This window comes from Pseudomonas sp. YNh (assembly GCF_037993085.1).
In the GTDB taxonomy this organism is placed as follows: domain Bacteria; phylum Pseudomonadota; class Gammaproteobacteria; order Pseudomonadales; family Pseudomonadaceae; genus Aquipseudomonas; species Aquipseudomonas putida.
Map to the genome: position 1 here is coordinate 76,202 of NZ_JBBMRJ010000026.1, position 10,145 is coordinate 86,346.

Annotated in this window: 5 protein-coding genes and 1 pseudogene; 3 read left to right on the forward strand and 3 right to left on the reverse strand. The window is 63.9% G+C overall.

The features are described 5' to 3' along the window. The first annotated feature begins 162 nt into the window (after nt 1–162). Together WF331_RS22535 and WF331_RS22540 are read left to right on the forward strand one after the other, a co-directional pair. Nucleotides 163–1,497 carry a hypothetical protein gene (locus tag WF331_RS22535; RefSeq protein ID WP_284363291.1) on the forward strand — a complete coding sequence of 445 codons (1,335 nt, stop codon included), beginning with the start codon at nt 163–165 and terminating at the stop codon, nt 1,495–1,497. A gap of 19 nt (nt 1,498–1,516) precedes the next feature. Beyond that, nucleotides 1,517–1,600: pseudogene (locus WF331_RS22540) on the forward strand (NAD(P)-dependent oxidoreductase); the annotation flags it as partial. 47 nt (nt 1,601–1,647) lie between these two features. Here the strand turns inward: WF331_RS22540 and nirD are convergent. The 3 genes from nirD to WF331_RS22555 all read right to left on the reverse strand — a co-directional run bounded on the left by nirD (nt 1,648) and on the right by WF331_RS22555 (nt 8,892). Continuing rightward, complete coding sequence (nirD, locus tag WF331_RS22545) at nt 1,648–2,010, reverse strand: nitrite reductase small subunit NirD (protein ID WP_061203639.1); 363 nt, start codon at nt 2,008–2,010, stop codon at nt 1,648–1,650. Then, nucleotides 2,010–4,562: a nitrite reductase large subunit NirB gene (gene nirB / locus WF331_RS22550; RefSeq protein ID WP_340623301.1), complete on the reverse strand. Its 2,553-nt coding sequence runs from the start codon at nt 4,560–4,562 to the stop codon at nt 2,010–2,012. The genes nirD and nirB overlap by 1 nt, the downstream gene beginning before the upstream one ends. A 304-nt stretch (nt 4,563–4,866) precedes the next feature. Next, nucleotides 4,867–8,892, reverse strand: a complete 4,026-nt coding sequence (locus tag WF331_RS22555) for a bifunctional nitrate reductase/sulfite reductase flavoprotein subunit alpha (RefSeq protein ID WP_284399617.1) — start codon at nt 8,890–8,892, stop codon at nt 4,867–4,869. Nucleotides 8,893–9,210: 318 nt separating this feature from the next. Between WF331_RS22555 and map the strand changes: the two genes are divergently transcribed. Then, on the forward strand, nt 9,211–10,002 hold the full coding sequence (map, locus tag WF331_RS22560; RefSeq protein WP_229610057.1) for a type I methionyl aminopeptidase: 792 nt from the start codon (nt 9,211–9,213) through the stop codon (nt 10,000–10,002). Nucleotides 10,003–10,145: the final 143 nt, after the last annotated feature.

Below are 10,145 nucleotides of genomic sequence, written 5' to 3' on the forward strand. Positions count from 1 at the left end.
GCATCGCTACCTGCGGCGTATCCAGGTCTGCCGCACCGTACTCACCCCTGCCCTTGCATACCCAGGCCGGTGACGCACCTGTCACTTCTGCCAGTAGCCGATCCAGGCCAAGCATCGCTCAATAGGCGTTCAGCGGTTTAATTGTGAATGGAGCCCAACGCCATGATCCGACCCAAGAAGCACTTCCCTTCTACCCAAGCAGTGCCGCCCTCTCTCCAGGCTCTTCAGCAGCAACCCGTAGCCCCCATCGATCTCAGTTATGGTGACAAAGGCCATGCCCACTTCACCCAAAGCGGCCGCGGCAACCTGGGGGGTACGACCAGCGTACTGAGGAGCAAAGTGCGTCCGGCCCGGTTCTATGTGACTGGGTATCAAACCGATCCCGATGGGCTAAACAGTGTTTTCATCGCCTGCCTGGACGCAAGTGGAAAGCTTGACACCACGTTCAATGGTAGCGGCATGTTCAAGTTCACCACAGAGACCACGGACCGCTACCTGAACGCCACTGGAGTAGTAGAGGACGTGACGGGCAATCTGCTGGTGACTGTGGAGCTTTTTGGGGAAACCACTTCTCATTTGTGGAAGCTGATTGCGAAAGGCGAACCCGATCCGGGCTTTGGTCAAGGAAAGGGTTATATCGACACACGTGCCTTGTTCGGTGCAGATCTTATGCTGGACAAAGTGGCCTGCCACCAGGAAGGGCTGGTGGCGACCGCGGCTCGATACGAAGCAGGGGATTCCAACGCGGTGGTTGTCGCCCTGGACAGCAATGGTAGAAGGGACCCCCAATTCGGTGAAAATGGGCTGCTGGCGTTGAGCGATCTGATTCCCGAAGGTTCACAGCACAGCCTTGAAGGCATTGCCGTCATCTCCCCAACTGCGGGGATGCAGCGCATCGTGATCTGCACTTACGTGGAAAGCGATTCGGGCTGGTATTCAGTAACGAGTGGCTTGTCGCTGACGGGGCGTCTCGATGACAAATTCGGCGAGGTGGGCCACCACTGGTCAGACGAGGGGATCATCAATAGCGGCTTCACGGTAGAAGACAGCAGCCAACGCATCACATTGTACGGCCAACACTACTCGGTCGACGACGATCGCAGCCAACCGACCATCTACCGGCTGGACTATGCTGGCGAACCTGCCCGCGAGTTCAACCAAGGGCAGGTAGTGCGTTTCCTCGTCGACGGCGGGTGGGCCCATATTGAAGAAACCGAGGGGGGGCTAATGGGGTACGGTGGCTTCTTTACCTTCAACATGGCAGTGCGCTACCAATCAGACGGCCAACTCGATACCCGCTTCGTCTCCCCGCACGGCTACGGTCAGTTTGGCGCGTTTTCGCAGGAGGATGGTTTCTATACCGCCGAGAATTCGGTAGTAGTCGATACCGTGAATCAGCGCATGGTGGTGAGCGGAGAAGACGTGCAGCAGGGCTACCGACTTCCCTGCCTGCTCGCCCTCTCTCTGAAAACCGCTTCTGTAGTGCGTCACGACTGAAGCGGGCAGGCTTGAAGCATTGCTGCGTGCGTTAGGTGCAGAGGGATACCTGATCAACATCGCACGCGGCAAGCTGGTGGATGAGCCGGCGTTGATCGCGGCTGAAGCCGCTCCCACAGCGAAGAGGCTTGGGTAGGCAGCAAATGGTTATCAGGCCACAGCCAGCTCTACTGCCTCCCCCTTCAACCGCACCGGCCACACTCGCAACCTCTGCCCGGCATCCTCCAGGCACTCCCCACTCAGCAGGCTGAAGTGCTGTTTGTAGAGCGGCGCTGCCACCACCAACTCACCTTGCACACTGCCCACCAGCCCGCGACCGATGATGTTGGCGCCGGAACGCGGGTCGCGGTTGTCCACCGCATACAGCGGCTGCGGCTGCCCTGGCAGGTAGAACAGCGCCACCTGAGCCCCGTCGAGCCATACCACGACCCCGGAATCGGCCACCAGGTCTTGCGCCTGGCACACCGCCTGCCAGTTCTCACAGGTTTTCACAGCAGCATTGGACAGGTTCATCAGACAGCCTCCTCGACAGTAGGGATCAGGTGCAGCGGCGCCGCTGGCCGGCGTTGTTCGCGTTCACGCACGAAGTGCACGTCCGGGTCAGCGCGGCGATCGTTGACAAAGGTACGGAAGCGCTTGAGCTTCTCGGGGTCGTTGAGGGCGTTGGCCCATTCGCATTCATACTGGTCGACCACATGCTGCATCTGGCTTTCCAGCTCGCTGGCGAGCCCTAGGCTATCGTCGATCACGACCTGCTTCAGGTAGTCCAGGCCGCCTTCCAGGTTCTCGCGCCACACCGAGGTGCGCTGCAACTTGTCGGCCGTACGGATGTAGAACATCAATACGCGGTCGATCAGGCGTACCAGGGTTTCGTCGTCCAGGTCGGTGGCGAACAGCTCGGCATGCCGTGGGCGCATACCGCCGTTACCGCACACGTAGAGGTTCCAGCCCTTGTCGGTGGCGATCACGCCGATGTCCTTGCTCTGCGCCTCGGCACACTCGCGGGTGCAGCCAGACACCGCGAACTTGAGCTTGTGCGGGCTGCGCAGACCCTTGTAGCGGTCTTCCAGGCGCAGGGCCATGGCGACGCTGTCCTGCACGCCGTAACGGCACCAGGTGCTGCCCACGCACGATTTCACCGTGCGGGTCGACTTGCCGTAGGCGTGGCCGGTTTCGAAGCCGGCCTTGATCAGCTCGCCCCAGATCAGCGGCAGCTCGTGCAACTGGGCACCGAACAGGTCGATGCGCTGGCCGCCGGTGATCTTGGTGTACAGGTCGTACTTCTTGGCCACCTGGCCGATGACGATGAGCTTGTCGGGGGTGATTTCACCACCCGGAATACGCGGCACCACCGAGTAGGTGCCGTTCTTCTGCATGTTGGCCATGAAGGTGTCGTTGGTGTCCTGCAGCGGCACCAGCGCCGGGTCCATGATCGGCTGGTTCCAGCAGGAGGCGAGGATGTTGCCTACCGCCGGCTTGCAGATGTCACAGCCAACGTGGCCCTTGCCGTGGCGTGCGAGCAGCTCGCTGTAGGTGCGGATGCCCTCCACCCGCACCAGCCCGTAGAGCTCCTGGCGGGTGTAGGCGAAGTGCTCGCACAGGCTCTTGTCCACCGCTACGCCACGTGCGGTCAGTTCGTGCTCGAACACCTGCTTGAGCAAGGCCGCACAACCGCCGCAGCCGCTGCCGGCCTTGGTGCAGCCCTTGACCGCAGCAAGGTCGCTGCAACCGCTGTCGATGGCGTCGCACACCGCGCCCTTGCTGACGTTGTGACACGAGCAGATGGTCGCGCTGTCGGGCAGCGCGTCGGCGCCCAAGGCCGGTGCACCACCGCCTTGCGGCAGGATCAGCGCTGCCGGGTCGGCTGGCAGGGCGATGCCGTTCTGGGCGTATTGCAGCAGGGTGTCGTAGTAGCTGTTGTCGCCGACCAGCACTGCGCCGAGCACGTGCTTGCCGCTGGCGTCCACCACCAGCCGGCGGTAGGCGCTGTTGGCTTCGTCGATGAAGCGGTAGCTGCGCGAACCGGGGGTGGCGCCATGGGCATCACCAATCGAGCCGACATCCACGCCCAGCAGCTTGAGCTTGGTCGACATGTCGGCGCCGGTAAACGCTACCGCCGCTTCCCCCATCAGCAAAGCCGCCAGGTTGCGCGCCATGCTGTAGCCTGGGGCGACCAGGCCGAACACGCAACCGTTCCACGAGGCGCACTCGCCGATGGCAAAGATGCGCGGGTCGCTGCTACGGCAATGGTTGTCGATCACCACGCCACCGCGGGCGGCGATGTCCAGGCCGCAGCCACGGCCCAAGGCATCCTGCGGGCGGATACCGGCGGAGAACACGATCAGGTCGGTTTCCAGATGCTCGCCACCGTCGAAGTTCATGCGGTAGCGGTAGGCTTCACCGGCGCTGATCGACTGGGTGGCGCGCGACAGGTGCACGCCCACACCGAGCGCTTCAATCTGTGCCTTGAGCGCGGCACCGCCCTCGCTGTCCAGCTGAACCGGCATCAGCCGTGGGGCGAACTCCACCACGTGGGCTTCCAGGCCCAGCGACTTGAGGGCGTTGGCTGCCTCCAGGCCGAGCAGGCCACCACCGACCACCACGCCACGGCGGGCACCGGCTGCGGCAGCGCGAATGGCATCGAGGTCGTCGAGGGTGCGGTAGACCAGGCGGGCATTGCCGCTGGAACCTTCGATCGGCGGCACGAAGGGGTAGGAGCCCGTGGCCAGGACCAGCTGGTCGTAGCCGTAGCGCCCCTCGGCCGTGACTACTTCGCAGCGCTCACGGTCGATTTCCAGCACGGCCTCACCGAGGTGCAGGTGCACGCCGTTGGCGTTGTAGAAATCGTGCTCGCACAGGGCCAGGGTCTCGGCACAGCTGCCGCCGAAGTATTCGGACAGGTGCACGCGGTCGTAGGCGCGTTGGCGCTCTTCGCCGAACACCTGCACCTCGAAGCGCTGCAGGGCGCCGCGGCTGACCAGTTGTTCGACGCAATGGTGGCCGACCATGCCGTTGCCGACGATGACCAGTCGCTCTCGTTGCCCGCTGCTCGCTGTTGCCTTCATAAGCCGATCCTCGATCAAAAAAAAAGCGCCTGGAGCCGAAGCTCCAGGCGCCTTTGCCTGTATTCATCACGGTGTACCCCCGGGTTGATCGCCGTTGATCAGTGGGGCTTGTTGTATTGGAGGTAAAGCAGGGACTGTGCCAATCCTTTTTCCTGTGCTGGCCCTATCGCCGGCAAGCCAGCTCCCACAAGGGCCGCCACAGGTTTCGAGGTTTGTAAGATACCTGTGGGAGCTGGCTTGCCGGCGATAGGGCCAGCACAGCAATTGCACATTCCAAGTGCATCACTCCCCATCCCGGTGCACTTCAGTACACATCCCGCAGATAACGTTTGCCCTTGCTCAAACCTTCCACATAGGCAGCCGCCTGCGCCGCATCCATCCCGCCATGCTCAGCCACGACCGCCCGCAACGCCGCATCCACATCCTTGGCCATGCGCTGCGCATCCCCACACACATAGAAATACGCCCCCGCTTCCAGCCACTGCCACAGCTGCGCGCCCTGCTCCAGCATGCGCTGCTGCACATAGATCTTCTCGGCCTGGTCGCGGGAAAACGCTGTATTCAGACGCAGGTGGCCGCTTGCCTGCCAGGCCTGTAGCTGCTCCCGGTAATAGAAGTCGGTAGCGGCGCACTGTTCGCCAAAGAACAGCCAGTTGCCCCCTTTCGCCCCCCGCGCCTCCCGCTCTTCGAGGAACGCCCGGAACGGCGCAATGCCGGTACCGGGGCCGACCATGATCACCGGCACGCTGTCGTCCGCGGGCAACCGGAAGTGCCTGGACGCCTGCGGGAAAATTGCCACCTTCAACGCTTGGGCGCGGTCGGCGAGGAAGGCCGAGCATACGCCCTTGCGCTCGCCATAACGCACGGTGGAGACGGTCAGGTGTACCTGGCCGGGATGCGCTAACGGGCTGGAGCTGATCGAGTACAGACGCGGCTGCAAAGGCTTGAGCAGTTCAAGCCAGCTGGCCAGCGGTAGCTGCTGGGGAAAGGCCCGCAGCACATCGACCAGTTGCCGGCCCCACAGCCAGTCCTGCAGTTCGGCCTTGCACTCGGGCTGCAGTAGACGTTGCAGGCCCGGGGCGCTGCCCGCGAAGGCTTGCAGTTGCTGCGTGGTGACCTTGGCGATTTCCAGGTGCGCGTGCAGGGCTTCGGCCAGTGGCATGGCAGGTTGGCCCTTCAGCTCGACCATGGCCTGGCCATCAAGCTGCATCAGCGCCAGCAGTTCGTCGACCAGCGCCGGGCAATTGCGCGGCCACACGCCCAAGGCATCACCGGCGGCATAGCTGAAGCCGCTACCGCTCAGGTCGAACACCAGTTGCCGTGTTTCCTTACTGGCACCGGGGCCGTTGAGCAGGTGGTTTTCCAGCAAGGTGGCGGGCCAGGGTTGTTGTTTGCTCCAGCCCGCCATGGGTGCAGGTTCATTCGCCGGTGGTGGCGCAGCGGCCCTGCCCAGCAAGGGCAGCAACACGTCAAGCCAGCCTGCGAACGCTTCGTCAAAGTCTGGCTCGCAGTCCACCCGTTGCAACAGGCGCCGGCCACCCAGTTCGGTCAGACGCTGGTCCAGCTTGCGGCCAAAGCCGCAGAACTGATCGTAACTGGAGTCGCCCAAGGCCAGCACTGCATAGGGCAGTTCGGCGCAGCAGGCGCCCTCCTCGCCCTGCAAGGCGTGCCAGAACGCCGCTGCGCTGTCGGGCGCATCGCCATCGCCAAAGGTGCTGGCGATCAATACCACGCTGGCGGCGCCCTGCAGCTGGCTCGGCCTGACCGCCTCCATGCAACTGAGCTGCACATCCAGGCCGGCACCGCGCAGGCGTTCGGCACAGCGCTCGGCCAGCTGCTCGCCGTTGCCGGTCTGCGAGGCCCACAGCACCTGATGCCGTGGCGCCGCCAACGCCGCAACGGGCAGTGCCGCAGGCTGGGCGAACAGCCCGGCCAGCAAGCCGTCGATAAACAGCCGGTGGTTGGCCGCCAGTGGCGCACTGGCCGGCAGGCTGGGCACGCGCTCGGCGCGGGCCTGGTTCAGGCCCAGCAGGAAACCTTGCAGGTAATGGCGCTCTTCTTCTGCCAGCACCGGGGCTGGCAAGGTGTCCAGGCCAAGCAGACGGGACAGGGTGGCAGTGGGCATGCGGGCTGGCTCCGAAATGGCAGCGTTCAGGTCAAGGGCGTGGATACGCTCGCCTGCGACCCGTTGCAGAGCCACGGCGCAGTGTTTGAAAGCGGGTTGCAGCGACAGCGGATCGACGGCATCGCAGGTGACGGCATTGATTGCCAGTTGCTCGCCGACCAGGTCGTTCCAGTGGAACGGCGCAAAGCAGTTGCCTGGCATGACCCGGTCGCTGATTCGCGCCGGCAGTACGGCTTGACCGCGCCGTGAGCGGACGGCCACCTGATCCTTTTCAGCGATGCCAAGCCGTACGGCGTCGTCTGGGTGAACCTCGACGAAGGGGCCAGGCTCCAGCTTGTTCAGCGCCGGCACCTTGCCGGTCTTGGTCAGGGTGTGCCACTGATGCTGCACGCGGCCGGTGTTCAGCACCATGGGGTAGTCGTCATCCGGCAACTCCGGTGCCGGCAACCAGGGCCGGCCGAAGAAGCGGGCCTTGCCGCTGGAGGTGGGGAACGCCAGCGCCGGGCAATCGCCCTGGGCATCGTGCAGCAGCGCCTGGCTGCTGCCGTCGTTCAGGTAGCGTAATGGGCTGCGATCGCTGCCATGGCCTGGCGCACAAGGCCACTGGCGTGGTTGCTGACGCAGCTCGGCGTAACCGATGCCGCGCAGGTCGTAGCCGGTGGCGGGGTTATGGAAGCGGCGGATTTCTTCATATACCGCTTCGGCATCGGGGTAGTCGAAGGCTTCGGCGTAGCCCATGGCGCAGGCCACCCGGGCGATGATCTGCCAGTCGGGCAGACTCTGCCCTGGCGGCTCTACGGCGCGCGGCATCAGGGTGAGGTTGCGTTCGCTGTTGATCATCACGCCCTCGCCTTCGGCCCACAGCGCGGCCGGCAGCAGGATGTCGGCGTAGCGGTTGGTTTCGGTGTCGAGGAAGGCATCCTGGGTAATCACCAATTCGGCCTGGCACAGTCCATCGATCACCTGCTGGCGGTTGGCAACGCTGGCTACCGGGTTGCTGCAAATGATCCAGCACGCTTTTACTTCACCCGCGTTCATCTGCTCGAACAGTGCCACCGTACCCTCGCCGCCTTCGCTGCGCAGGCTGCCGGGTGGCAGTTGCCACTGCTGCTCGACAAATGCGCGATCGCCTTCCACCAACGCCGAGCGCTGGCCTGGCAGGCCGGGGCCCATGTAGCCCATCTCACGGCCGCCCATGGCATTGGGCTGGCCGGTCAGCGAAAACGGCCCGCTACCGGGGCGGCAGATGGCGCCCGTGGCCAGGTGCAGGTTGCAGATGGCGTTGCTGTGCCAGGTACCGTGAATGCTCTGGTTCAGGCCCATGGTCCAGCAGCTCATCCAGTCGTTGGCGGTGCCGATCCATTCGGCGGCCTTGAGGATGTCGGCCTCGGCAAGCCCGGTGATGGCGGCTACGCGCTCGGGGGTGTAGTCATCGAGGAAGGCGGGTAATTCGTCCCAGCCTTCGGTGTGGCGGGCGATGAAGTCGGGGTTGGTGTGGCCATTGCGGTGTAGCAGATACAACAAGCCGTTGAGCAAGGCCATGTCACTGCCGGGGCGTACTTGCAGAAACAGGTCGGCCTTGTCGGCGGTGGCACTGCGCCGTGGGTCGACGACGATCAGCTTCGCGCCGGCCTTGACCCGATCGAGCAGGCGCAGGAACAGGATGGGGTGGCAGTCAGCCATGTTGGCGCCGATCACCAGGAACACGTCGGCGTGCTCGAAATCCTGGTAGCTGCCAGGCGGGCCGTCAGCGCCGAGCGACAGCTTGTAGCCGCTGCCGGCGCTGGCCATGCACAGGCGCGAGTTGGACTCGATGTGGCGGGTGCGGATAAAGCCTTTGGCCAGCTTGTTGGCCAGGTACTGCGCCTCCAGCGACATCTGCCCCGACACGTACAGCGCCACGGCGTCGGGGCCGTGCTGGTCGATGATGCCGCGCAGGCGTTTGCCGGCGTCGGCGATGGCCTGGTCCATGCCGGTGCGCGTCGGTTGCTGGTTGCGCTGCTGGCGCACATAGGCGTCTTCCAGGCGGCCGGCGGCGGTCAGCGGCACGTGCGCAGTGAGGCCTTTGGTGCACAGCCGGCCGAAGTTGCTGGGGTGCTGCTTGTCGCCGCTGACCTTGACGAGCTTGCCATCGGCAACGCTCATGACGATGCCGCAGCCAACGCCGCAGTAGGGGCAGACGCTGCGTACTTCGCTGTTGGCCATGGGCGGGCTCCTGTGGGAAACGCAAAAAGGCGCCGGCTGCCCCGACTTGCTGAAGCAAGCGGGGCAACACGGCGCCTTTGTCGTGAAGTTTTGTGGGCTGTCGACGTTGATAGCCCGGGATGAAGGTAGATCAGCAATTTATGGGCCAGCTATACCGGCCCTTTCGCGGGCACGCCCGCTCCCACAGGGCTATCGCAAGGCCTGAGGGGCGTGCCGTGCCTGTGGGAGCGGGCGTGCCCGCGAAGAGGCCGGCACAGGCTACGCACCATGCGGTGGCAACCCGGTACCCGCTGGCGCTATGCTGGGGCAAATAACAGCATGAGCAACTGCCCTCCCCCTATGTCCCAGGTGATTCTCAAGACCCCCGCCCAACTTGACCTGATGCGCCGCGCAGGCCAACTGCTGGCTCAGGTTTTCGCCGACCTCGACGGTTTCATCCGCCCCGGCGTGACCACGATGCAGATCAACGACCGTGCCGAAGCATTCATCGTCGACACGCTCAAGGCCCGGCCGGCGAGCAAAGGCCAGTACGGCTTTCCTTATTCGCTCAATACCTCGGTGGACCATGTGGTGTGCCATGGCATGCCCAATGCCGATGAAGTACTGAAGGAAGGCTCGATCATCAACGTCGACATCACCCTGGAACAGGGCGGCTACATTGCCGACTCGTCGAAGATGTACAGCATCGGGCACATCAGCGATGAAGCCCGACGCCTCGTCGACACCACCTACGACGCGCTGTGGAAGGGCATCGAGCAGGTGCGCCCCGGGGCCACGTTGGGCGATATCGGCCATGCCGTCCAGGCCCATGCCGAGGCGGCAGGCTATAGCGTGGTGCGCGAGTATTGCGGGCACGGCATTGGCCAGCAGATGCATGAAGGGCCTGAAGTACTGCACATCGGCCAGCGCGGCATGGGCATGAAGCTGAAGCCGGGGATGGTGTTCACCATCGAGCCGATGATCAACCAGGGTGGGCGCGGTACGCGCACATTGAAGGATGGCTGGACAGTGATTACCCGCGACCACAGCCTGTCGGCGCAGTGGGAGCATACCGTGGCGGTGACCGATGACGGGTTCGAGGTGCTGACGTTGCGAGAAGAAGAGCGCTGATACAAAAATTGCAGACACAAAAAAAGCGACCCTAAGGTCGCTTTCTTTGTTACTTCCAGGTGTTCAGTGGGCCTGGAAGCGGAATATGGCGCAGCGGACGGGACTCGAACCCGCGACCCCCGGCGTGACAGGCCGGTATTCTA